The sequence below is a fragment of the Streptomyces sp. SID13726 genome (assembly GCF_010548375.1).
GTDB lineage: Bacteria > Actinomycetota > Actinomycetes > Streptomycetales > Streptomycetaceae > Streptomyces.
The window spans coordinates 507539-531207 of sequence record NZ_JAAGLY010000002.1 but is presented as its reverse complement, the minus strand read 5'-3'; the positions used below and the strand labels follow the sequence as shown (position 1 = coordinate 531207).

Below are 23669 nucleotides of genomic sequence, written 5' to 3'. Positions count from 1 at the left end.
AGGCACGCCGTGCGCAGCGGGACGGCGGCGGCCGCCGGACCGTGGCCCGGCAGCCGCCGTGGATCAGTTGCGGCGCCCCGCCGGATCGTGGGTGAGCGTGTCCCGGCCGCCGCCCGAGACCGGCGCCGGGGTGGCCGGTGGTTCCTTCGCGCGGTCCGCGTGACCCGGCCACCAGGCCGCGTGGCCGATGAGGGCCGTGAGGCTCGGCGTGAAGAACATCGCCATGACGAAGGCGGCGACGGCGATGCCGAAGGAGACCGCGAAGCCCATCTCCGTGAGCAGGGAGTTGCCGGCCAGCATCATCGTGGCGAAGGTCGCCGCCAGGATGAACCCGGCCGCGGCCACCGTGGGCCCGGCGTGCCGGAGCGCCATGCCCGCCGCCTCGCGTGGCTCCCGGCCCTCGCGGGCCTCCTCCCGCAATCGGGCGATCATGAGGATGTTGTAGTCGGTGCCGATGGCGACCACGAAGAGATACATGATCACCGGGAGCATGAACATCAGGCCCGAATGCCCCTGCCCCTCCTGGAAGATCCAGACGGTGGTGCCGAGCGTGGCGCCGAAGCCCAGACCCACCGAGGCGATCAGGTACCAGGGGGCGACCACACTGCGCAGCAGCAGTCCCAGGATGAGCATGATCAGCGCGGCGGCGACCGGGAAGACCGTCTTGTAGTCGTGGTTGACCGCGGTGTCGATGTCCTTGTAGATCGAGGACATGCCGCCGACCAGGGCCTCGGTGCCGTCCGGGGCGTCGGCGTGCGCCACGTCTCGGACCCGGCCCACCGCCGCGATGGCCTTGTCGGTGGACGCCTCGTACTTGAGCGTCACGGTGAAGTCGGCGGTCGTGCCCGCCTTGTTGACCTGGGCCATCCGGGCGCTCGCGACACCGTCCACGGCCCCGAGCTTCGAGGCGTACGCGGCGAAGGCGGTCCTGTCGAGCGGCTTGCCGTCGGTGCTGGAGAGATAGACGTCGGTGGGTGCGGCGGCGCCCGCCGAGTAGGCCTTCTGCATCTCGTCCTGGACGACCATCGACTCCTTGGTCTTGGGCATGGAGCCCGACGCCAGGTCGAACGTCGCCTTGTAGCCGAGCGTGCCCAGGGACAGCGCGACCAGGACGAGACCGGAGAGCACGGCGGTGAGCGCCGGACGCTTCTGCACGCCCCGGCCAAGCGCGGCGAACCGGGCGTTCTCCGGCTCGCGCTGCCAGGACTTGGAGGGCCAGAAGACCTTCGGGCCGATCAGGGAGACGACGGCCGGGATCAGGGTCAGGCCCGCGATCAGCGTGACGGTGACCGCGATGGCCAGCGCCGGGCCCATCTGCTTGAGGAAGCCCAGCGTGGACAGCACCAGCGCGAGGAAGGCGATGATGACCGCCCCGGCGGCGGAGGCGATGGCCTCACCGACCCGGTCGACCGCGTTGACCATGGCCTGCTTCGGCTCGTCCCCGAGACGCAGGCGTTCTCGGTAACGGAACATCAGGAACAGGAAGTAGTCGGTGCCCACGCCGAACAGCACGACGATCAGGATCGAGGAGATCGAGCTGTTGGCCTGGAGGTCGAACAGCTTGGTGGCGTACGCGATCAGCCCGTTGGCGATCGCCGAGACCAACCCGATGGTGATCAGGGGCAGGAAGGCCAGGATGGGCGCCCGGAAGATGATCAGCAGGGTGATCAGGATGATGACGAAGGTGCCGATGCCGATCAGGGCCTCGCCGCGCTTGGACGAGTCCTGCTGGTCGAGGGCCTGGGCGGCGGAACCGCCGAGCTTGACGTCGAGGTTCGTGCCCTTGGCGAGCTGTTTGACGTCGTCGCGCAGCACCTTGGCCGCGTCGGCCTGCTTGGGCTGGCCGGCGTTCTTGCTGTCCATCTGGACCAGGGTCAGGGTGTACCGGCCGTCCTCGGACGGCTGGCCGGGGACGACCTTCTGCACCTCGTCGATCTTCTTCGCGCCCAGCTCGGTGGTGATCCGGGCGACGTCCTTCTTGTCCTCGGCGGTGAGCTTTCCGCCGTCGGTGCGCTGGTACAGGGCGATCGCGGACGGGGTGAAGGCGCTGGGGAACGCCTTCTCCTGGAGATCGGCCGCTTTGATGGACTCGTAGCTCTTGGGCAGAAAGCTGCTCTCGTCGCTGTTCGAGGGCAGGCTCGGGGCGGTGGCGACGATCGCCACGGCGGCGATCAGCCAGGCCACGATCGTCCAGACGGGATGTCGGACGACTACGTTGCCAATACGTCGGAACATGCGGGGCGTCCTCCTGGGCAGGAAGATCACCGCAGCCCGGGGAGCGGTCCCTGGCATCGGCGACCCCGGCCGTCCCGCAGGGCACTCCCCCCATCGGACCGGCCGGACTGGTTGTCTTGGGCTCTCATGGTAGGGATCACGGGTGAAGATCGCTTCAGGGGGCGTCCCCGGCACCCGGTGGGCACCCGGGCGCGCTCACTCGCCGTCGGGCGCGAAGAGCAGTCGTACGAAGTCGTCGACCGGGCCGACGATGTCGAGCTCCTGGTCGAGGACCCACTGGAGCTGGAGGCCGTTGAGCACGGCCTGGAAGAGGACCGCCGCGCTCTCGGGGCTGATCCCCTCGCGGAGCCCGCTGCGGGCCGCGCCGGCCGAGAGCCCCTCGGAGAACAGTGCGCGACCGCGCTCGTAGCGTTCGACGAAGTAGCTGTGGGCCGGATGACCGGGCCGTGAGGCCGCGGCGGCGAGCTCGATCCACAGGCGCATCAGCTCGGGCGCCTTCTGGTGGTGGCGCAGGAGCGCGCCGAGGTACGGGCCGAGCCGCGCGGGGTGGTCCACCTCGGCCAGGCCCTGCCGCCACTCCTCCGCGTCACGGTCGGCCAGCACGGCCGCGAGCAGTTCGTCCTTGCTGCGGAAGTGGTGCAGCAGCCCGGCATGGGTGATGCCGGCCCGCTCCGCGATGTCCCGCAGCGAGGCCTTGGCGAAGCCCTTCTCGGCGAAGCTGTCCCGGGCCGCCCGGACGATCTCGGCCCGGCGGGCCGGCGTCTTGGCGTACGGCCCGCGCGCCTTCGCCTCACCCACGATGCGCTTCGTCGATGGAGCCGGTCCGGTTCGGCTCGGGTTGGTCCCGCGTATGCGCGAAAGATAACGCTGAGATTACGGACGCTGATCGTGCACTTCCCGCCTTGGTGGCCTGAGCCGCCGTCATGTCCGCGACCGGCCCTCACCCCGACGACGAGCCGCCCTCGGGGTCACCGCCCTCGAACCGCTGGAGCAGCTGCTCCACCAGGGCCTCGGTCTCCGCGTGCCCGCCCGACATTCCCATGCCCTGTCTCCAGTGGGAGCAGTGGACCGACCGGCTCTCGGTCGACCACCACTACCGCTCCAACGTGGCCACCTGGTTCCAGAGCCTCGCCGGGATCGGACCCACCTCAACTGCCTACGAGACGCTGCGTGTTCGGCCGTACAGCCCCACCGTCGCGGTCAACAGCCAGGTGCCGAAGGACGCTCAGGACACCGAGCTGTAGTCCATCACCCTCGACCACGTCAGTGCCGCCGTCGACACCGTGCCGTACAACATCGAGGCCGAGATCTTACGAGGTGTACCGAGCGCGGGCGGGGTCGTACCGCTTCTGGGGGAGGAAGGCGGGACCTCGCCCGTGCCGGGTGGTGCGGACCCGGCACCGGCGGGCCGGCGTCACCAGGTCGGCATCATGCTCTCGGGGTAGCGGGAGCCGGCGGCTCCCTGGGGGAGGATCTCCTGGATGCGGGCGAGGTCGCCGGGGGTGAGGTCGACGTACGCGGAGGAGACGTTCTCCTCCAGGCGGCGCGGGCTGCGGGTGCCCGGGATGGGCACGATGTCGTCGCCCTGGGCCAGGAGCCAGGCGAGGGCGAGCTGCGTGACCGCGATGCCCTTGCTCTCGGCGAGCGCGGTCAGTTCGCGGACGGCGGCCAGGTTCTTCTCGTAGTTGCCGGGCTGCCAGCGCTCGTCGAAGCTGCGCATGTCGTCGGCCGGGTACTCGGCTCCCGGCTTCACCGCGCCGGTGAGGAAGCCGCGGCCCAGCGGCGAGTACGGGACGAAGCCGATGCCCAGCTCGCGCACGACCGGCAGCACCTCGGCCTCCACCGCCCGCTCGAACACCGAGTACTCGGTCTGGAGCACCGACACCGGGTGCACGGCGTGGGCGCGCCGGATGATCTCGGGGCCCGCCTCGCTGAGACCGAAGTAGCAGACCTTGCCTTCGGCGATCAGCTCGCCGACGGTACCGGCCACGTCTTCGATGGGCACGGCCGGGTCGACCCGGTGCTGGTAGAGCACGTCGATGTGGTCGGTGCCGAGGTGGCGCAGGCTGTTCTCGGTGACCTCGCGGATGTGCTCGGGGCGGCTGTCGAGGCCGTAGCCCGCCGATGTACGGCCGCTCAGGTCGAAGCCGAACTTGGTGGCGAGGACGACCTCGTCGCGGACGTCCTTCACGGCTCGTCCGAGGAGCTGTTCGTTGCTGCCGGTGCCCATGCCGTACAGCTCGGCGGTGTCGAAGAAGGTGACGCCCAGCTCATGGGCGCGGCGAATGGTGGCGAGGCCGCCCTGCTCGTCGCCGGCGCCGTAGGCCATGGTCATGCCCATGGTGCCGAGGCCGACGGCCCCGACCTCCAGACCCTGGGTGCCGAGCCTGCGGTGGGGGAGGTTCGTGTCCTGCTGTGTCATGCCCTCAACGCTAGGGACGCGACACCGGGGAGTCATGGGGCACCGATCGCATAGGATTGCCTGATCCTCTCAATCGGCCGAAAGGTGCGCTCATGCTGGACCGGCTTGGTGAGGCCATCGAGCGGCACTGTGTGGGGCGGTGGTCGGAGACCGCCGTGCCCAGGCTGTCGCTGGTCGCCCTCGACGAACTCGTGGAGCCGATGGAGGTGACGTACGAACCGATGATCTGCTTCATCGCCGACGGCGCCAAGCGCACCGCGGTGGGCGAGCGCAGCTGGATCACCCCGCCCGGCGAGATGGCCCTGTTCACCCTCGACCTGCCGGTCACCGCCGCCTTCGAGAAGGTGCCGTACCGCGCCGCGATCATGCGCCTCGACAACCAGGCGCTCTCCGCCCTGCAACTGGAGCTGGCCGAGGCCGGACCCCAGTCGCCGCCGCCCGCCGCCGCGGCGGTCACCGCGCCGATGGCACCGGAACTCGTCGACGCGGTCGCCCGGTGGGTCCGGCTCCTCGACTCCCCGGAGGACATCGGCCCCCTGGCGCCCCGCGTCGAGACCGAGATCCTCTACCGGCTGCTGCGCAGCGGGCTCGGACCCGTCCTGCGGCACTGGTCGCTCGCCGACTCCGCCGCCGCCCGCATCCGTACGACCGCCCGCTGGATCCGCGACCACTACGCCGAGCCGCTCGGCATCGACGAGATCGCCGAGGTGGCCCGGATGAGCCCGGCCACCCTGCACCGGCACTTCAAGGCGGCCACCGGCATGAGCCCGCTGAGGTTCCAGAAGCATCTGCGCCTTCAGCATGCCCGACGGCGGTTGTTCGCAGGGGATGTGACGGCGGCTCAGGTGGCCCAGGAGGTCGGATACGTCAGCGCCACCCAGTTCAACCGCGAGTACCGCCGCGCCTACGGCCTCCCGCCCGGCCAGGACGCGACTCAGCTGCGCACCCGGCTGGCCGAGGCGCGGGAAGTGCCGCTGCTGCACGATGGGTCCGGCGCGAAGCCGTGACTATGTGGCGGGGTTGGCCTTGAGTCCTGTGGGGGTGCCGTGCCGTGCCGCGACTCGACGAGTTCGGTGCCGAGCGGTCAGCCTGGCGAACCCGGTTCGGACTGCGGGTCCGCTGATCCCGGCCTGGGGCCGGTGGCCGTCGGCCAGGTGGTTGACGTCCCGGCGGGCGTGACTGACCTGCTGTAGAAGGGTGGTGCGGTCGATGCGTGCTGACTCGTAGTGGTTCAGGGCCTGTTGGGGATCGTCGTCCGACACGGCGAGGCAGTGGGATCCCGCTGTGATGAGCGACCTCACCTGCCGGGGCTCAGTCGGCGAACGGTGACGGCCCGGCAGCCGGCGATCGGGTAGCGCACGAAGTGCCGGCCGGGTCCGAGTCAGAGGGTGTGGGCGGGGCGTAGAGCGAAGTCCGGTGCGGAGGCGGCGGGCCCGAGGGTACGGAACGCGCAGATCCCGGAGTACTCCGGCGGCGCGGGGTCGGCGACCGCGCCCCGCACGACCGAGTGCACCCCGTCGGCACCGATCACGACGCCGGCCCCCACCGCGCCGCCGTGGCGAAACGCAGCAGCACGCCGACCCGGCCCGTCCCTTCGATCGACGTGCACCGCGCACCCAGCCGGACCTATTCGCCGGGCACCGCCGACCCGACGGCGTCGAGCAGGTGGGCCCGGTGGACGACGTACGTACGCTCGCCGTAGAGCCGCTCGCAGACCCCGGCCAGCCGCTCCACCGAGAGCACCGACCCGTCCGCCCAGCGCCGCCTGCTCGTAGACCGTGGCGGTCGGCCCCGCGCGCCGTAGGGCGGTGAACGGTTCGCCAACTTCCTGTGTGCGAACGAGATTCACCCGTGACAGGGATCAAGCACATCGGGTAATCTTCAAGTAAAGCAACAGTCAAATGAGCAGGGAGGTAGCGTTGTTCGACTTGCGGACCGAAGCCGAGATGAGGCTGTACTCGGACAAGACGGCGAAGGAACTCGCCGTGAAGAAGCAGCGCGAAGAGGTCGGCGAGGAGCAGGCGGTTGCTGATGCGACCGTCGTCGCCGAGCAGGAGCAGGAGCAGGAGCAGGAGCAAGGCGCCTGAGTTCAGGCGCCGATCATGTTGAAGCCGCCGTCCGCATTGAGATAGACCCCGGTCATGTGGGCGGCGTCGTCGGTCGCGAGGAAGAGCGCGGTGCCGGCGAGTTCGGCCGGGCCCGGGATGCGGCCCATCGGGGTCTTGGAGATCATGTCCTCCCGGCGGCCCGACCTCCAGTCCGCGCGGTTCAGCAGCGTCTCGGTCTCGATGAAGCCGGGCGCGAAGGTGTTCACCCGCACGACCGGCGCGAACGCCTGGGCGTAGGACTTGGTGATCCCGAGGATGCCGTACTTCGCGGCGGCGTACTGCGGCGCCCGCGCGCTGCCGCGCACGATCACGGTCGAGCCGATGTTGACGATCGCGCCGTGGCCCTGGTCCAGCATCCGTGAGCCGAACTCATGGACGCAGAGCATGGTTCCCTTCACGTCCACGGCGAGCACATGGTCGACGGACTCCTCGGTGAGGTCCCGCCAGGACATCTGATCGCCGGCCACGTCCCCGACGTTGTTGACGAGCACGTCGAGACCGCCGAAGCGCTCGAAGACCTCCCCTGCCATCCGGATCACCTCGGCGTGCACCGCGATGTCGGCCCGCACCGTGAACGCCTCGCCGCCGACGTCCTTGATCCGGGCCACGGTCCGATCGGCCCCGGCGGCGGAACTGCGGAAGTGCACGGCGACCCGGGCACCCTCCTGCGCGGCCCGGACGGCGATCTCGGCGCCGTAGCCGGTGCCGGCGCCTGTGACGAGAACGGTGCGGTTCTCGAAACGGCGGGGGAGGGGAGGCGGGGTGCGGTGGGGCATGGGGGGGGCCTTTCGGGAGTGGGTGGCGGGTTGTGGGGCGTGCGGCTGTTTCGAGGTGTACGGCGAATCGAAAGGCGTACGGCGAATCGCGAAAGGCGTGCGGCGGATCGGAAGGCGTTCAGCGGATAGAGAGGCGTGGGGCGGCGCACGGCGGTTTCAGCGGTGCCCGGCGGTTTCAGCGGTGCCCGGCGGTTTCAGCGGTGCCCGGCCGTAAAGTGCTGGCGGATCTCGCCGATCCCCTCGATCCGGCTGACGAGTTCGTCGCCCTCGGCGAGATAGCGCGGCGGGTTCATCCGGTTGCCGACCCCGGCCGGGGTGCCGGTGAAGACCAAGTCCCCCGGAAGCAGGGGCAGTACGGCGGAGAGGCGGGCGATCAGCTCCGGCACCGGGAAGATCATGGACTTGGTGCGGTCGTGCTGGACCGGCTGACCGTTGAGCAGTCCGGTGATCTCCAGATCGTCGGGGTCCTCGAACTCGTCCGGCGTGACCAGCGCGGGACCGATCGGGCCGAACCCGGGAAAGGACTTGCCGAGGCTGAACTGCGCGGGCCTGCCCTGGAGTTGGCTGACCCGCTCGGAGAGGTCCTGGCCCACGGTCAGACCGGCGACGGAGTCCCAGGCGCGGTCCTCGCTCACCCGGTAGGTCTCCCGGCCGATCACCGCGACCAGTTCGACCTCCCAGTCGACCTTGCCCGGAGGAAGGGAGACGGTGGTGTGCGGGCCGCCGACGCAGGACGGGAACTTGGTGAAGACGAGCGGTTCCTTGGGCGGCGTGTAGCCGGCCTCCGCCGCGTGCGGTGGGTAGTTGAGCGCGACGGCGAACACCTGCCGGGGGCGGGGGACCGGAGCGCCGAGTGCGGTGACGTCGAGCGTCAAGTCGTAGGCAGAGTCGGGGAGTTCGGCTGCCCAGGCGCTGGTCCTTGACCAGTCTTCCAGGAGGGCCATGGGGTCGGACGGCAGCAGGCCCTGCGAGGCCGTCGCCACGTCCGCGGCTCGGTCGCCGCTGACGACGACAGCCCGGCCGTCGAGTGCCGCGAGCCTCACCACTCGACCCTCTTCGGTACGGGTGTGCCGTACCCCTCCTGCCAGCTGACGATCGGGCTGCGCAGGACGCCGAGGCGCTCGACCTCGGCCTCCACCACGTCACCGGGCTTGAGATACATGTCCGGGTCGCCGCTGAACCCGGCCACGCCCTGGACGGTGCCGGTGGTGACGAGGTCGCCGGCGCTGTAGCCCTGGGGGGAGTGGTAGGCGACCAGGTGCGGGATCGAGACCGACATGCGGTTGGTGTTCGACTTCTGCCGGACCACGCCGTTGACCCGCAGCTCCATGTCGAGGTTCTGCGGGTCCGGTATCTCGTCGGCCGTCACGATGTACGGCCCGACCGGGCAGAACGTGTCGATGGCCTTGCAGAAGGAGAAGACGCCCGACTCCATCTCGCGGCGCTGGATGTCCCGGGCGGTGATGTCGTTGAAGACCACGTATCCGGCGATGTGGTCGGGGGCGTCGTCCACGCCGAAGAACTTGCCGGACTTGCCGATGACGACGGCGATCTCCAGCTCGTAGTCCAACTCGCTGGTGAGGTGCTCGGGGTAGATCACCGGTTCGTCGGGGCCGACGATCGCGTCGACGTTCTGGAAGAAGACGATGCCCTTGTGCATGGGGTGCGACCAGTCGACGTTCTTCGACTCGTCCTCGTGCTCACGGAAGTTGCCGGAGGTGTGGAAGAACTTCTTCGGCGTGATCGGAGCGCGCAGCCGTACCTCGTCGAGCCGGAGCCGCTCACCGGACTCCCTGACCCTGCCCTCCTGCTCGAAGTAGGCCCGGGTGCTCTCCACTTCCAGTGGCAGCACCAGCCGTTCCTCCGGTTCCAGCCTGCCCACCCGTCCGTCGTCGAAGGTGATCAGCTTCACGGGGTATCGCCCTCTTTCGCTGAATGAAAGTCTGATTCACTGAGTGAAGGTGACTTGAGTATTGATGGGGCGTCATACCCCGTCAAGGCTCCTCACCTGTGAAAACGCGCAGCTGAAGGGCGAGGGTGGCGTAGTAGCCCACCAGTGTCGTCAGCTCGAACAGGGCGCGCTCTCCCATTGCGGCCACCGCGTCGGCGTACTCCTCGTCGGTGAGGGTTGCGTGCCGTAACAGTGCGCGCGTGGCTCGTAGGACCGCCTTCTCGACGGGGTCGGGGAGTTCCGGCACCGCTCCGATGCGCAGAGCTGCCATCTCCGGTTCGGTCAGTCCGGCGGCCCGGCCCACGGCTTCGTGTGCCTCCCGCTCGAAGGCGCTGTTCCAGTGCGCGGCCACGGCGAGGATCGCCAACTCCCTTGCCCGCTCGCCCAGGACGGAGCCGTAGCGCACGGCTGCACCCAGCTCCTGGAGCGCGTGCCCGACCGGCGGGCTGAGCAGCATGGCGTTGAACGGTCCGCGCAACCGGCCGTCTTCGTCGGTCAAGGAGAAGGCCCGCGGACCGGCCGCGCGCGGGCCGCCGGTGATGGCTTGGTAGACCTTCCGCTGTTCCCCGTCCAGGTCTTCGGGCGGGATAGCGGCGAGTCGCGATTCCATGCGTACTGCTCGTCCTTCCTGGTTGCTTCCCGCGCTTCCCGCGCTTCCCGCGCATCTCGTGCGCTTCGGTGATCCGTCCGGTGATACCGGCTTCCGTACAATGAAAGTCCCGCGTCAGACGTACGACCGTGCAGAAAGCGAGCCACCCCGTGCCGCCGCGTGACGAACCGACCGCTCCGTCCTCCGAGGGCCCCGCGGCGAAGCGCAGTTACCACGTCGAGGCCCTGGCCAAGGGGCTGCGACTGCTCGGGCTGTTCTCCGAGCAGCGCCCGGCGATGAAGCTCACCGACATGGCCGCCGAGACCGGCGTCCCGCTGCCGACCGCCTTCCGGATGGCCGCCACACTCGTCACCGAGGGGTTTCTGGAGCAACTGCCCGACGGCGCCTACCGACCCGCCCCCAAGGTCCTCACCCTCGGCTTCTCGGCGCTGCGCGGGATGGACCTGGTCGAACTCGCGGACGGCCCGCTGCGCCGGCTCGCCGCGGCGACCGGTCAGACGGTCAACCTCGGCACCCTCTCCGACGACCGTGTCCTGTACCTGATCCGGCTGCGCAACAACGACCTGGTGACCGCCAACATCCAGGTCGGCTCCCGACTCCCGGCGGTCTCCACCTCGATCGGCAAGGTACTGCTGAGCAGCCTGTCCGACACCGAGCTTGAGCAGCGCCTCGGAGAGGACTCGTTCGCCGGGGCGACCGGGCCCAACGCCATTCGCTCGCTCGCCCAGTTGGAGATGACCCTCGACGGGATCCGCAAGCAGGGCTGGGCACTTCAGGACGAGGAACTGGCCTATGGGCTGCGCTCGGTGGCCGCGCCTGTCAGCGACGCGTCCGGGACGGTGGTGGCCGCCGTCAACGTGGCCGTACCTGCGATGGAGTTCCCGGTGACCCGTCTGGTCGACGAACTGCGTCCACCGCTGATGGAGGCTTGCGGGGAGATCACGCGGTTGCTGGGCGGGAAGTGAGCGGGGAGGGTCGGCGTCGTAGGTCACCTGATGGGCAGGGCTGATCGCGCTCAGGGGCATCGGCCCTGACTGGTCGGTGCTGGGACGTGCCGAACTTGCCGGTGACGGCTGGTCGGCACCAAGTCGTACCGAACCCGCCGGCGCTGACTGGTCGGCACCGTCACGTACCGAACCCGCCAGTCCTGGCTGATCGGCACCGACACACACCGAACCCACCCGCCCCGCACCGGCGATCCCCAGCCCCGCCCGCTCAGACAAGCGTCCGGCCGCCATCCACATACAGCACCTGCCCGGTGACGAACGACGCCCGCCGTGAGGCCAGATACAGCACCGCGCCGACCACGTCCTCCGGCGTGCCCAGGCGTCCGGCCGGGACCAGCCCGGCCATCTCCTCCCGCATCCCCGGCCGGTCCAGGTACTCCCTGGTCAACTCGGTCTCCGTGTAACCCGGGGCGACCGCGTTGACGGTCACTCCGTCCGCCGCCCACTCCCGGGCCATCACCCGCACCAGCTGGTCCAGGCCGCCCTTGCTCGCCGCGTACGGGGCGTGATGCCGGTGGGCGAGGCGGGAGGAGACGGAGGAGAAGAACACCATGCTGCCCCGGCCGTTCTCGCGCATGAGGCGACCGGCGGCCCGCCCGGCGTAGAACGCGCTCGACAGGTTCAGCGTGATGATCCGCTCCCACACCTCGTCCGGGGTGTCCAGCACCGGGCGGCGGTCGTTCGTGCCGACGGCGTGGACGAGCACGTCGAGTCCACCCAGCTCGCCGGCGGCCGCGGTGACGGCCCGCTCGCAGGCCTCGGAGGTCGTGACATCGGCCGGGAAGATCCGTACGCCGGCTTTCGCGAGCGCATCATCGTCCCCCAGCGCCTTGAGCCTCGCCTCGTCCACATCGACCACGGCCACCCGCGCCCCGGCATCCACCAGCCCCCGGACACAGGCCGCGCCCAGTCCACCGGCCCCCATGACGAGCGCCCTGTGGCCCTCCAGCCCCAACCAATTCATGAAAGCGCCCTCGACTTCACTCAGTAAAAGTGACTTTCACGCAACAGTCTGGACGATAGACCGGGGCCTGAGGCGGTGTCCATGGGGCGGTCCTGTGAGTCGGGAGCTGGCGGTTCGCCGTTCCTCGACTGGGAGTGGTGGCGGTGGGTGGCCGATAGGGTGGGTTCAACCGGACAGGAGTCCGGTACCTGCGGACGCGCCGGACGTCGAGCCGGGCGCCAAGGGGCTTCGATGCTCGCGAGGAGGGTGAGTGGAGTCGAGGAGTGAGGGGCCGCAGCGCTCGGACGCGCAGCGCAACCGGGAGCGCATCCTGGAGGTGGCGCTGGCGGAGCTGTCGCGTGCGGCGGACGTCCCGCTCAGTGTGATCGCCAAGAAGGCCGGGGTGGGGCAGGGCACGTTCTACCGGAACTTCCCGAACCGTGACGCGCTCGTCCTAGAGGTGCACCGGCACGAGGTGCAGTTGCTCACCGACAGCGCGGCCGAGCTGCTCAAGACCCGGGAGCCGGACCGGGCCCTGCGCGAGTGGATGGACCGGCTCGCCCGCTTCGCCATCGCCAAGGCCGGCCTCGCCGACGCGATGCGCCAGGCCATCGGCACGTCGGACGCGCCGGCGCAGCCCGGCTATGCGCTGGTGGTCGACGCCATCGAGGTCCTGCTGGCGGCCAACCGCGAGGCCGGCACCATCCGCCCCGACGTCACCTCCGACGACTTCATCCTGGCGATCGCCGGCATCTGGCAGATCGACGCCCACGGGGAGTGGCAGACCCGGACCACCCGGCTGCTGGACATCGTCATGGACGGCCTGCGCGCGGGGGCGCCGGGGCGGGGGTGAGGGCGGCTCTGCCTGGCGGGCAAGAGCTACCCGATTGATAAGCGGACAGCTGTCCGGTACCGTTCCTGGTATCGGACAGCTGTCCGCTTCCTGTTCCCGCCAAGGAGATCCCCGCCATGAAGCTGCTCGTTCTCGGCGCCACCGGCCCGACCGGCCGCCACGTCGTCGACCTGGCCCTCGCGGCCGGTGACGCGGTCACCGCCTTCGTCCGCAACCCCTCCGCCCTCGGTGACCTGGCCGATCGAGTCACCGTGGCCACCGGTGACGCCACCTCCTTGCGGGACGTCGCCGGTGCCATGGCCGGGCAGGACGCCGTGGTCGCCGCCCTCGGCCGGGGCAACTCCGTGGTCGCCGACGACTTCTTCACGCAGTCCTCCGCTGCTGTCCTCGCCGCAGCCGCCGAAACGGGCGTGTCCCGCCTGGTGTGGCTGTCGTCCTTCGGCGTCGGCCATACGCTCGGCTGGTCGAGCGTCCCGCAGAAGCTGATCTACCGCTCCCTGCTGCGCTCGGTCTACGCCAACAAGGCGCTCGCGGACGACGCGATCCGCGCCAGCGGCCTCGACTGGACCCTCGTCTACCCCACCCGCCTGACCCACGGCCCCGCGCAGGGCGCCTACCAGGCCGGGGACCGGCTGCCGATGAAGGGCAATCCGACCATCAGCCGGGCCGACGTCGCCCACTTCATGCATCGCGCGGCGCACGGTAACGAGTGGATCCACCGCACCGCCGTCATCTCCGACTGACCCCGCGCGGGTGGCGGACGGTGAGCGTTCGTGAAGCATCTGTACAGGACTGGAGTAACTTTAAGTCTCAAGCTTCTTTACCGCCGCGACACCTGTGACGGTGGGTCCATGGGGGCAGCGCTCATGCCGGACAGACCACCCTGGACCACGAATTGATACAGATCCACAGTGCCGCACGCCTGCTCGGCATGCTGCTCGCCCCCGTTCTCATCGGCGGCCTGGTGCTCATCGGTACCGTCGACCACGTCAGCGCGACCACGGTCCGGGCTCCGGCCTCGGAGTGGCGCCAGGTCTACGGCGACGAGGTGGAGGTCCGCTCCACGGTCGTCCCGACCTCGTCGCGCTGCGGCCCGGGAAGCCCCGTTTCCCGCCCGGTCAGGGTTCCCTCGCCCACTCCGTTGCCGCCGCCGGTCCCGCGGGACTGAAGTTGCGTTCCCGTAGCGCTGAAGTCGAGCCGGGGGCGGAGTCCGAGCCCTGACCGCCCTCGGCGATGCGCCGAATCTGCACCTTCTGTACCAAAGACCTTCTGTACCAAAGAAGGAGTATCCGGCCTCCGGATGTCGCCTCGGACCGCCCTTCGGGTATTTACTAGGACGTCCTAGTATTTTCTCAGCCCGCGCTGCCGACATGTTCTCGGAAGGCCTCGCCATGAGCGATCTGCACCGCCCCGTCCATCCCGTCCGCCTGGTCACCGCCTCGGCACTCTTCGACGGGCACGACGCCTCGATCAACATCATGCGCAGGATCTTCCAGTCCCAGGGCGCCGAGGTGATCCACCTCGGTCACAACCGCTCGGTGCGGGAGGTCGTGGACGCGGCTCTCGAAGAGGACGCGCACGGCGTGGCGGTCTCGTCCTACCAGGGCGGGCACGTGGAGTACTTCGAGTACCTGGTTGCCTCGCTCCGCAAGCAGGGGGCGGAGCACATCCGGGTGGTCGGCGGTGGCGGCGGTGTCATCGTGCCCGAGGAGATCACCCGGCTCCGGGAGAGCGGGGTGACGATCTTCTCGCCCGAGGACGGCCAGCGGATGGGCCTCGCGGGGATGGTCAACACCGTCGTACGGGACTGCGACTTCGATCTCTGGGACGGCAAGCCGGCCGGCCTCTCCGCGGTCCTGGCAGGCGACCGCTTCGCCGTGGCCCGCGCCCTCACCGGTGCCGAACTGGGCAAGCTGCCCCCGGAGTTCCAGGCGGAGCTGCGGACGGCTGCGGCGGCGCGACATGTTCCGGTCCTCGGCATCACCGGCACCGGCGGCTCCGGGAAGTCGTCGCTGACCGACGAGTTGGTGCGCCGCTTCCGTGTCGACCAGCGGGACGCGCTGCGCATCGCGGTGATCGCGGTCGACCCGACCCGCCGCCGGGGTGGCGGCGCGCTGCTGGGCGACCGCATCCGCATGAACTCCCTCGACGGCGACCGGGTGTTCTTTCGCAGCCTGGCCACGCGAGGCAGCCGTGAGCTGCCCGAGCACCTCTCCGACGTGATCGACGTGGTGAAGGCCGCCGGGTTCGACCTGGTGATCGTGGAGACGCCCGGCATCGGACAGGGCGACGCGGCGATCGTGCCGTTCGTCGACGCCTCGCTGTACGTGATGACACCGGAGTTCGGCGCGGCCTCGCAGCTGGAGAAGATCGACATGCTCGACTTCGCCGACGTCGTGGCCATCAACAAGTTCGAGCGCCGCGGTGCCAAGGACGCCCTGCGGGACGTGGGCCGCCAACTGGTGCGCAACCGCGAGGCGTTCGGGAAGCGACCGGAGGACATGCCGGTCTACGGCACCTCCGCGGCCACCTTCAACGACGACGGCGTCACCGCACTCCAGCAGCACCTCACGGCCGTACTCGCCGAGAAGGGACTCCCGCTGCCCGAGGGCACCCTGCCGCGGGTCGACGTACGCCACTCCTCGGGCATCCGCCAGGTGGTGCCCCCGGAGAGGGTGCGCTACCTCGCCGAGATCACCGAGGCGGTCCGCCGCTACCACACCGACACCGAGCAACTGGCCGACGCGGCACGGCGGGTGCAGCGACTGGAGCTGGTCGGCGCCGAACTCGCCGACGCGGGATCCGATGCCGCGGGGGTGCGGACGCTGCTGGAAGACGCCCGTACGCGGCTCCCGAACGACCTTGTGCGCCAGATCGAGAACTGGCCCGCCGTGATCGCCTCCTACTCCGGGGACGAGCAGGTCGTGAAGGTCCGTGACCGCGAGATCCGCACCAAGTTGACCCGTGAGTCGCTGTCCGGCAACAAGATCCCCCGGGTCGCCCTGCCCCGGTTCACCGACCACGGGGAGCTGGTGCGGTTCTGGCGGAACGAGAACCTTCCTGGTCAATTCCCCTTCACCGCCGGGGTGTTCCCCTTCAAGCGGGACGGCGAGGACCCGGCCCGGATGTTCGCCGGCGAGGGCGACCCGTTCCGCACCAACCGCCGCTTCAAGCTGCTCTCCGAGGGCCAGCCGGCGACACGGCTGTCCACCGCGTTCGACTCGGTGACGCTGTACGGCCGTGACCCCGACGAGCGCCCCGACATCTACGGCAAGGTCGGCACCTCGGGTGTCTCGGTGGCCACCCTGGAGGACATGCAGGCGCTCTACGACGGCTTCGACCTCGTGGCGCCCACGACCTCCGTCTCCATGACGATCAATGGTCCGGCACCGGCCGTCCTGGCGTTCTTCCTCAACACGGCGATCGACCAGCAGATCGAGCGGTTCCGCACGGAGGAGGGCCGCGATCCGTCACCCGAGGAGGCGGAGGGACTGCGGGCGCACGCGCTGGCGAACGTGCGCGGGACCGTGCAGGCCGACATCCTCAAGGAGGACCAGGGGCAGAACACCTGTCTGTTCTCCACCGAGTTCAGTCTGCGGATGATGGCCGACATCCAGGAGTGGTTCATCGAGCGGAAGGTCCGCAACTTCTACTCGGTGTCCATCTCCGGCTACCACATCGCCGAGGCCGGCGCGAACCCGATCAGCCAGCTCGCCTTCACCCTGGCCAACGGCTTCACCTACGTCGAGGCGTACCTGGCCCGGGGCATGCGGGTCGACGACTTCGCCCCGAACCTGTCGTTCTTCTTCTCCAACGGCATGGACCCCGAGTACTCGGTCCTGGGCCGGGTCGCCCGCCGGATCTGGGCCGTGGCGATGAAGGAGAAGTACGGTGCGGGCGAGCGCAGCCAGAAGCTGAAGTACCACGTCCAGACCTCCGGACGCTCCCTGCACGCGCAGGAGATGGACTTCAACGACATCCGCACCACCCTCCAGGCGCTCATCGCGATCTACGACAACTGCAACAGCCTGCACACCAACGCCTACGACGAGGCGGTCACCACGCCCACCGAGGACTCGGTGCGCCGGGCGCTGGCGATCCAGCTGATCATCAACCGGGAGTGGGGCCTGGCGATGAACGAGAACCCGCTCCAGGGGTCGTTCATTATCGACGAACTCACTGACCTGGTCGAGGAGCAGGTCCTCCAGGAGTTCGAGCGGATCAGCGAACGCGGTGGCGTGCTGGGCGCGATGGAGACCGGTTACCAGCGCGGTCGTATCCAGGACGAGTCGATGTTGTACGAGCAGCGCAAGCACGACGGCACGCTGCCGCTGATCGGCGTCAACACCTTCCGCAACCCGCACGCCGACACCGCCGAGCCCGGCGCCGTCGAACTCGCCCGCGCCACCGAGGAGGAGAAGCAGTCCCAGCTGGCCCGCGTCCAGGACTTCCACTCCCGCCACCAGGAGGAGGCCAGGGCGGCCCTGGACGCCCTCAAGGACGCGGCGGTGCGCGGGGAGAACGTGTTCGCCGTGCTCATGGACGCCACCCGGGTCTGCTCCCTCCAGCAGATCACCGAGGCATTCTTCGAGGTCGGCGGCCAGTACCGCCGTAACGTCTGACCGGCAGGCGATTCGGGCCAGGGCGCTGAAGCCTCGTCACTCCTCGATCGTGGCGAGGATCAGCGCCTGGAGCTGTTCCGCGGTGTGGTCCAGCGGCTGGGTGCTGCGCTTGGCGCGGCACATCGCCACCGTGCCCTCCACGGCCGCGACGATCAGCGTCGCGAGCTGCGCCGCCCGCCCGGGCTCGGCGCCGTGCTCGCGCAGGGAGTCCGCCAGCAGGGTCTCCCAGGTCTCGAAGACCTCGGCGGCGGCCGCCAGCGCGGCCGGTGTCTCCTCGGTGGCGGGCTCCTCGATGGACACGGCGAGCACCGGGCAGCCCGCCCGGAAGTCGCTGTCCACGACGATCCCGCGCCACAGCCCGAGAAAGGCCCGCAGACCCGCGACCGGCCCGGCCCGGAGCTCCTTGCGCAGACTGCGCGCGGTCCACTCGCCGGTGTAGCGCACCGCCTCCGTGGCCAACTGCTGCTTGCCGTCGGGGAAGTAGTGGTACGTCGAACCGAGCGGCGCCCGGGCGTGCTTGGCCATGTCGCGGATGCTCGTCGCGTTCAGACCGCGCCGGCTGATCATGTCGGCGGCTCCGGCGACGATCCGCTCGCGCGGCGTCGAGGTGGGCTCGGTCACGTACGCATCCCTTCCGGTCTCCCTGGCTATAACGGCCGTCATAGTCTACCGTGATCGTCGCCTATAACGACTGTCATAGCGAGGTGTGCCATGCCGATGATCCGTCTCACCGCCCCGGCCGGGGCCCTGACCGAACAGGGCCGCGGCAGCGTCCAGAAGGACCTCGCCGGGGTGCTGCTCCGTTGGGAGGGCGCCCCCGACACCGCCTTCTTCCGCGCCCAGGCCTGGAGCTACCTCGTCGAACTGCCCGAGGGCGCCCAGACCACCGCCGAGGACGACGCCCCGCGCTTCCTGGTCGAGGTCACCGTCCCCCGCAGGGCGCCCTCTCCGAGCGCCGCCAGGCCGGTCTGGTCGACGAGGTGACCAGCACCGTCCTGGCCGCCGCCGGTCTCGGCCCGGACGAGGCCCCGCGGGTGTGGGTCCTGGTGCACGAGCAGCCCGACGGCACCTGGGGCGCGGGCGGCTCCGTCATCCGCTACGCCGACCTCGTGGCCCTCGCCCGGCAGGGGAGGGGCGATGCGTGAACTGACCTACGTCGCCAAGCGCACCGTCGAGTGGCGCGAGGTGCCCGACCTTAAGGTCGAGTCCGCCGGGGAGGCGATCGTCGCACCGGTGGCCGCGACCCCCTGTGACGTCGACTCGTCGATCCTCGCCGGACACGGCTTCATAGAACCGCCGTTCGCCCTCGGGCACGAGTGCGTCGCCCGGGTCGTCGAGACCGGCGACACCGTCACCGCCGTGGCGCCCGGAGACCTCGTCGTCGTGCCGTGGTCCATCAACTGCGGTGTCTGCGACCGCTGTCGGGCCGGACTGACCGCACACTGCGAAGCCGTGCCCTACATGGCGATGTACGGCGCCCCGATCGGCGGCAGTTGGGGCGGACTCTTCTCCGACCTGGTCCGGGTGCCGTACGCCGACGCCATGCTCGTCCCGCTGCCCACCGGTCTCGACCCGGTCGCCATGGCCTCGGCCAGCGACAACTGGTCCCTGGCCTGGCGCCTGGTGGCGCCCCACCTCACGTCCCGCCCCGGCGCCCGGGTCCTGGTCGTCGCCCGCGGCAGCATCGGCCTGTATGTGTGCGACATCGCCCGCGCGCTCGGCGCCTCCGAGGTCCTCTACGTCGACCCCGATGCCGAACACCGGCAGATCGCGCGGGAGTTCGGGGCCGTCACCGCCGAGACACTGGAGCCGGGACCGCAGCGCTACGACATCGCCGTCGAGGCCACCGGCCGGGTCGACCAGCTCGCCCTCGCCGTCAAGTGCCTTGCCCCGGAAGGGATCTGCGAGAGCGCCGGGAACCACTTCCGCCCCGGCGAACTGCCCCTGCTCGACATGTACCTCACCGGCGTCACCCTGCGCGTCGCCCGCGACAACGTCCGTGCCCACATCCCCGACGCCCTGGAACTCGCCGCCTCCGGCAAGGTCGCCCCCGAGAAGGTCGTCTCCCACGTCATCGACTGGGAGGACCTGCCGACCGCGCTGCCGGAGAAGCACACCAAGCCGGTCTTCGTCCGGGCCGATGACTGAGCGCACCGCCACGGAGGCGCCGCCGATCGCCCTGACCACCGCCGAGGAACGGGAACTCCAGAAGGCCGCCGTCACGCGCCTCGGCCAGGAGCTGCGCTCCCTGGTGGAAGCCACCGTCCGCACCGCCGCCACCCCGGACACCCTGCACCGCGTGGCCGACGGAGTCCGTCACCTCACCGGTCGGCTCACCGGACGGCGGCGGGCACGCGCCGAGATCCCCGAGGTGGACGAGTTCCCGGCGGGTGCGCGGATGTACAGCCCCGTCGTCGGACCCGGCAGCCCGCTGGCCCCGCCTGTGGTCGTCACACCCACCGAGGACGGACTGCTGGGCCGCTGCACCCTCGGCATCGCCCATGAAGGCCCGCCCGGCTACGGCCACGGCGGCATGAGCGCCATGCTCCTGGACGAACTCATGGGCCGTGCCTGCGCGGTGGCCGGCACCCCCGGCCTGACCGTCTCCCTGGAGGTCCGCTACCGCCGTCCGGTACCGCTGGAGACACCGTTGCGGATCACGGCCCGCGTGACGGTCACCGACCACCGCAAGGTCCACGTGACGGGTTCCATCACCACGGAGACGGACCCCGCCACCGAACTCGCCACGGGCCAGGGCGTGTTCGTCGCATTGGACCCCGAGCGCGCCCGCGCGCTGTTCCCGGGGCTGCGGACGGAGGGATGAGCGGAGAGGTGAGCGGAGGTCAGCGGGCGACCGGTGACTCCACCGCCGACCCGCACTCGACGGCGTCCACGACATGGCGGAGGAAACCCGCCGCGCTGCCGCCGTCGCAGACCCGGTGGTCGAAGGTCAGCGACAGATTGACCACCTTGCGCACCTCGACCCGGCCGTCCACGACCCACGGCCGCTCGGTGACCCGCCCCACGCCGATCATCGCCGCCTGCGGGTGGTTGAGGATCGGCGTGGCGCCGTCGACGTCGAAGACGCCGTAGTTGTTGAGGGTGAACGTGCCGCCAGTGCGGTGTCCGGCCGGCAGCGCGTCCCGCCGGGCGAGGTCGGTCAACCGCCGCAGTTCCGCCGCGAGGTCGTCGAGCGCCAGCAGGTCCGCGTCCCGTACGACGGGCACGACCAGCCCCTTCGGCGTCTGCGCGGCGAAGCCGAGGTGCACCCGGGAGAGGTGGACGACCTCACCGCGGTCACCGTCGACCCGGGCGTTGAACTCCGGGAACTTCACGAGCCCGGTGAGACAGGCCTGGGCGAGCAGCGCCAGCAACCCGGCCCCGCGCGCCGCCCGTTCGGCGAGGATTCCGGTGGCGTCCACGTCCGCCCAGATCGTCACCGCGGGAGTGCCGCGATGGGTGCGCAGGAACTTCTGGGCCGCCGCGTCCATCGGCAGTCGGACGTCGGAGCCGTCAATGTCCTTGTTCTGTACGGCCTTTGGGCTGGGTCGGCGCTCCAGCACGCCCGTTCCGTACCCCGTCAGCACCGCACCCGACCCGCTCTCCTCTTCCGCCACGGTGAGCAGCGGTGCGCCCACCTCGACGACCTCACCGGCCGGGCAGTGCAGGGCGGTTACCGTTCCCGCGAACGGACTCGGCAGCGTCACCAGGGACTTGGCCGTCTCCACCTCGGCGACCACTTGGTCGTGGGTGACGGTGTCGCCCACCGAGACCTTCCACTCCAGGAGTTCGGCGTCCGTCAGCCCCTCGCCCAGATCGGGCAGGGTGAAGGTGCGGGCCGAGGAGGGGACGGCGGGAGCGGTGACACGACGTCCGCCGACACCCGACAGGCGGTGCAGCGCGGCCAACACACGCGGGACACCCGGAAGGTGGGCGCCCTCCGTGAGCGGCGGGGGATAGGGGACGTCCAACCCCGTGACCCGCAGCACGGGTGCGCGCAGCGCGTCGAAACACCGCTCCTGCACCAGCGCCGCGATCTCCGCGCCCACGCCGGCGAAGCCCTGGGCCTCGTGGACCACCGCACAGCGCCCGGTGCGCCGCACGGACTCGGTGAGTGCGGGCACGTCCAGCGGAACCAGGGTGCGCAGGTCCAGGACCTCGATGTCCAGGCCGTCGGCGGTGGCCTCCTGTGCGGCGGCCAGGGCCAGCGACACCGACGGGCCGTAGGCGACCAGGGTGGCGTCGGTGCCGGGGCGGCGGACCGCGGCGGTGCCGAACGGCTCGGTGCGGGCGGGGAGTCCGGTGTCCTCCTTCGTCCAGTAGTGCCGCTTCGGCTCCAGGAAGATCACCGGGTCGGGGTCGTCGATCGCCTCGCGCAGCAGGGAGTAGGCGTCCGCCGCCGTCGCCGGGGTCACCACCTTGAGACCCGCCGTGTGCGCGTAGTACGCCTCGCTGGAGTCGCTGTGGTGCTCGACCGCGCCGATGCCGCCGCCGTACGGGACGCGCACCACGATCGGCAGCCCCACCCGGCCCCGGGTGCGGTTGCGCATCTTCGCCATGTGCGAGGCGATCTGCTCGAACGCGGGGTACGCGAACGCGTCGAACTGCATCTCCACCACGGGCCGGAAGCCCGCCATCGCGAGGCCGATCGCGAGCCCCGCGATTCCGGCCTCGCTGACCGGGGTGTCGAAGCAGCGCCCGTCGCCGAAGCTGTCCGCGAGCCCGGCGGTGATCCGGAAGACCCCGCCCAGCCGGCCGACGTCCTCACCGAAGACCAGGACGCGTTCGTCGGCGGCGAGCGCGTTGCGCAGAGCGGTGTTGAGGGCCTGCGCCATCGAGGTCGTGGTCGGTTCGAGAGCCTGTGTCATCTCAGCGCCTTTCCAACTCGGCGTGCAGCGCCTCGCGTTGGGCGAGCAGCTGGGGGGTGGGGGTGGCGAAGACGTGGTCCAGGAGGGTCGAGGGGTCCGCCTCCGGGTCCGCCGCCAGCCGTTCACGCAGCCGTGCCGCACAGGACTCTGCTTCCTCCGCCACGGCCGTGACGTCCGCGTCGCTCAGCAGGTCCCGGGCGCGCAGCGCGGCCTCCAGCCGGGCGATCGGGTCCCGCGTCCGCCAGTGTTCCTCCTCGGCGGCCGTCCGGTAGCGGGAGGGGTCGTCGGCGCTGGTGTGCGGGCCGAGCCGGTAGGTGTGGGCCTCGATCAGCCAGGGGCCGCCGCCCGAGCGCGCGTCCCGCACGGCAGTGGTCAGCACCGAGAGGACGGCCGCCATGTCGTTGCCGTCGACCTGCTCCGCGCGGACGCCGTAGCCGATGCCCTTGTACGCCAGACTCGGCGCGGCGGTCTGGGCGGACAGCGGCACCGAGATGGCGTACCGGTTGTTCTGCACCAGGAACACCACCGGCGCGCGCAGCACCCCGGCCAGGTTGACGGCCTCGTGGAAGTCGCCCTCACTGGTGGCCCCGTCACCGACCAGCGCCAGGGCGACCGTGTCCGTGCCCTTGAGGCGCTCGCCGTGCGCCAGCCCGACGGCGTGCGCGGTGTGGGTGGCCAGCGGGGTGCACTGCGGGGCCGTGCGATGGCGCCCGGGGTCGTAGCCGCAGTGGGCGTCGCCGCGCAGCAGGGTCAGCGTCTCGACGGGATCGATGCCGCGGCTCACCAGGGCGACACAGTCGCGGTAGGTGGGGAACAGCCAGTCGGTGCCGCGCAGGGCGAGGGCCGCGCCCACCTGACAGGCCTCCTGGCCGAGGCTCGACGGATACACCGCGAGCCGTCCCTGGCGGGCGAGCGCCGTCGCCTGCTGATCGAATCGGCGTCCGACGACCATGCGGCGATAAGCCAACAGGAGAATTTCCGGCGGAGGTTCTGTGAAAGTTCCAGGCCTCGATTCGGAGTTGGTTTCCCCGCCGTTATCCAGTTCTCGCAAAAAGGAAACCGGAACCTGGGAAGGAAGCCAGGCGGAAGGATCTACCCATTCTGCGGCCTCCTGATGCATCGGTGTATCTCCCATGGCCCGACGTCCTTTCTTGAAGGGCTGTGCGCCAAGGATGCTGGTCGCTCTCCCGACTCCCGTGCAGGGGTGGGCGGGTGAAGCACAGTTAAACATCGAGGTCGTTGTTCGACCTGGTGAACGCAGGTGGATACGTGTA

General features: G+C 70.3%; 22 protein-coding genes and 3 pseudogenes. 11 read left to right on the top strand and 14 right to left on the bottom strand.

The genetic code is table 11. The features are described 5' to 3' along the window. Window positions 1–63: 63 nt before the first annotated feature. Window positions 64–2235, bottom strand: a complete 2172-nt coding sequence (locus G3I78_RS06390) for an MMPL family transporter (RefSeq protein WP_164421797.1) — start codon at window positions 2233–2235, stop codon at window positions 64–66. Between the two features lie 195 nt (window positions 2236–2430). After that, window positions 2431–3033 (bottom strand): TetR/AcrR family transcriptional regulator, encoded by a 603-nt coding sequence (locus G3I78_RS06385; RefSeq protein WP_164421796.1) that lies wholly within the window; start codon window positions 3031–3033, stop codon window positions 2431–2433. 242 nt (window positions 3034–3275) lie between these two features. Between G3I78_RS06385 and G3I78_RS06380 the strand changes: the two genes are divergently transcribed. Beyond that, window positions 3276–3479: a hypothetical protein gene (locus tag G3I78_RS06380; RefSeq protein ID WP_239157639.1), complete on the top strand. Its 204-nt coding sequence runs from the start codon at window positions 3276–3278 to the stop codon at window positions 3477–3479. A gap of 170 nt (window positions 3480–3649) precedes the next feature. Here G3I78_RS06380 and G3I78_RS06375 read toward each other — a convergent pair whose 3' ends face one another. Continuing rightward, window positions 3650–4657: an aldo/keto reductase gene (locus G3I78_RS06375; protein ID WP_164421795.1), complete on the bottom strand. Its 1008-nt coding sequence runs from the start codon at window positions 4655–4657 to the stop codon at window positions 3650–3652. A gap of 92 nt (window positions 4658–4749) precedes the next feature. Here G3I78_RS06375 and G3I78_RS06370 point away from each other — a divergent pair, with 92 nt between their 5' ends. After that, on the top strand, window positions 4750–5664 hold the full coding sequence (locus G3I78_RS06370; RefSeq protein ID WP_164421794.1) for an AraC family transcriptional regulator: 915 nt from the start codon (window positions 4750–4752) through the stop codon (window positions 5662–5664). Here G3I78_RS06370 and G3I78_RS51070 read toward each other — a convergent pair whose 3' ends face one another. Both G3I78_RS51070 and G3I78_RS51065 read right to left on the bottom strand, forming a co-directional pair. Beyond that, window positions 5665–5919: a hypothetical protein gene (locus G3I78_RS51070; RefSeq protein ID WP_203614425.1), complete on the bottom strand. Its 255-nt coding sequence runs from the start codon at window positions 5917–5919 to the stop codon at window positions 5665–5667. Between the two features lie 119 nt (window positions 5920–6038). Further along, the gene (locus G3I78_RS51065; RefSeq protein ID WP_203614422.1) at window positions 6039–6203 is read right to left on the bottom strand and encodes a hypothetical protein; all 165 of its coding nucleotides are present in this window, start codon (window positions 6201–6203) and stop codon (window positions 6039–6041) included. Between the two features lie 355 nt (window positions 6204–6558). Here G3I78_RS51065 and G3I78_RS06360 point away from each other — a divergent pair, with 355 nt between their 5' ends. Continuing rightward, entirely contained in the window at window positions 6559–6744 is a 186-nt protein-coding gene (locus G3I78_RS06360; RefSeq protein WP_164421793.1) for a hypothetical protein, read from the top strand. Window positions 6745–6746: 2 nt separating this feature from the next. On the opposite strand, the gene G3I78_RS06355 is transcribed toward G3I78_RS06360, so the two are convergent. From G3I78_RS06355 to G3I78_RS06340, 4 genes are all read right to left on the bottom strand, one after another. Continuing rightward, window positions 6747–7541, bottom strand: a complete 795-nt coding sequence (locus tag G3I78_RS06355) for an SDR family oxidoreductase (RefSeq protein WP_164421792.1) — start codon at window positions 7539–7541, stop codon at window positions 6747–6749. Window positions 7542–7735: 194 nt separating this feature from the next. Continuing rightward, window positions 7736–8584, bottom strand: coding sequence for a fumarylacetoacetate hydrolase family protein (locus G3I78_RS06350; protein ID WP_164421791.1), 849 nt, complete (start codon window positions 8582–8584; stop codon window positions 7736–7738). Next, window positions 8581–9453: a fumarylacetoacetate hydrolase family protein gene (locus tag G3I78_RS06345; protein WP_164421790.1), complete on the bottom strand. Its 873-nt coding sequence runs from the start codon at window positions 9451–9453 to the stop codon at window positions 8581–8583. The genes G3I78_RS06350 and G3I78_RS06345 overlap by 4 nt, the downstream gene beginning before the upstream one ends. A gap of 82 nt (window positions 9454–9535) precedes the next feature. Further along, window positions 9536–10102 carry a carboxymuconolactone decarboxylase family protein gene (locus G3I78_RS06340; protein ID WP_164421789.1) on the bottom strand — a complete coding sequence of 189 codons (567 nt, stop codon included), beginning with the start codon at window positions 10100–10102 and terminating at the stop codon, window positions 9536–9538. 128 nt (window positions 10103–10230) lie between these two features. On the opposite strand from G3I78_RS06340, the gene G3I78_RS06335 reads away from it, so the two are divergent. Next, on the top strand, window positions 10231–11067 hold the full coding sequence (locus tag G3I78_RS06335; RefSeq protein ID WP_343243661.1) for an IclR family transcriptional regulator: 837 nt from the start codon (window positions 10231–10233) through the stop codon (window positions 11065–11067). Between the two features lie 250 nt (window positions 11068–11317). On the opposite strand, the gene G3I78_RS06330 is transcribed toward G3I78_RS06335, so the two are convergent. Next, window positions 11318–12073: an SDR family oxidoreductase gene (locus G3I78_RS06330; RefSeq protein ID WP_203614419.1), complete on the bottom strand. Its 756-nt coding sequence runs from the start codon at window positions 12071–12073 to the stop codon at window positions 11318–11320. Between the two features lie 250 nt (window positions 12074–12323). Here G3I78_RS06330 and G3I78_RS06325 point away from each other — a divergent pair, with 250 nt between their 5' ends. From G3I78_RS06325 to icmF, 4 genes are all read left to right on the top strand, one after another. After that, window positions 12324–12905 carry a TetR/AcrR family transcriptional regulator gene (locus G3I78_RS06325; RefSeq protein ID WP_164421788.1) on the top strand — a complete coding sequence of 194 codons (582 nt, stop codon included), beginning with the start codon at window positions 12324–12326 and terminating at the stop codon, window positions 12903–12905. A gap of 116 nt (window positions 12906–13021) precedes the next feature. Next, entirely contained in the window at window positions 13022–13648 is a 627-nt protein-coding gene (locus G3I78_RS06320; protein WP_164421787.1) for an NAD(P)-binding oxidoreductase, read from the top strand. Window positions 13649–13800: 152 nt separating this feature from the next. Then, window positions 13801–14073, top strand: coding sequence for a hypothetical protein (locus G3I78_RS06315; RefSeq protein WP_164421786.1), 273 nt, complete (start codon window positions 13801–13803; stop codon window positions 14071–14073). Window positions 14074–14296: 223 nt separating this feature from the next. Then, window positions 14297–17527, top strand: a complete 3231-nt coding sequence (gene icmF / locus G3I78_RS06310; protein ID WP_164422118.1) for a fused isobutyryl-CoA mutase/GTPase IcmF — start codon at window positions 14297–14299, stop codon at window positions 17525–17527. Between the two features lie 36 nt (window positions 17528–17563). Here the strand turns inward: icmF and G3I78_RS06305 are convergent, their stop codons facing one another. Further along, window positions 17564–18148, bottom strand: a complete 585-nt coding sequence (locus G3I78_RS06305; protein WP_343243660.1) for a TetR/AcrR family transcriptional regulator — start codon at window positions 18146–18148, stop codon at window positions 17564–17566. A 90-nt stretch (window positions 18149–18238) separates the two neighbouring features. Between G3I78_RS06305 and G3I78_RS06300 the strand changes: the two are divergent. The 3 genes and pseudogenes from G3I78_RS06300 (at window position 18239) to G3I78_RS06290 (ending at window position 20351) form a co-directional block, all read left to right on the top strand. Then, a pseudogene (locus tag G3I78_RS06300) lies at window positions 18239–18672 on the top strand (tautomerase family protein). After that, window positions 18665–19675, top strand: a complete 1011-nt coding sequence (locus tag G3I78_RS06295) for an alcohol dehydrogenase catalytic domain-containing protein (protein ID WP_164421784.1) — start codon at window positions 18665–18667, stop codon at window positions 19673–19675. Before G3I78_RS06300 ends, G3I78_RS06295 begins: the two are co-directional and overlap by 8 nt. Beyond that, entirely contained in the window at window positions 19668–20351 is a 684-nt protein-coding gene (locus G3I78_RS06290; RefSeq protein ID WP_164421783.1) for a PaaI family thioesterase, read from the top strand. Before G3I78_RS06295 ends, G3I78_RS06290 begins: the two co-directional genes overlap by 8 nt. Before the next feature lie 19 nt (window positions 20352–20370). Here G3I78_RS06290 and G3I78_RS51735 read toward each other — a convergent pair. From G3I78_RS51735 to G3I78_RS06280, 3 genes and pseudogenes are all read right to left on the bottom strand, one after another. Next, window positions 20371–21348 (bottom strand): annotated as a pseudogene (locus G3I78_RS51735) (dihydrolipoamide acetyltransferase family protein); the annotation flags it as partial. A 66-nt stretch (window positions 21349–21414) separates the two neighbouring features. Further along, window positions 21415–22395 (bottom strand): annotated as a pseudogene (locus G3I78_RS51730) (alpha-ketoacid dehydrogenase subunit beta); the annotation flags it as partial. Window position 22396: 1 nt separating this feature from the next. Further along, the gene (locus G3I78_RS06280; protein WP_239157679.1) at window positions 22397–23347 is read right to left on the bottom strand and encodes a thiamine pyrophosphate-dependent dehydrogenase E1 component subunit alpha; all 951 of its coding nucleotides are present in this window, start codon (window positions 23345–23347) and stop codon (window positions 22397–22399) included. Window positions 23348–23669 lie beyond the last annotated feature (322 nt).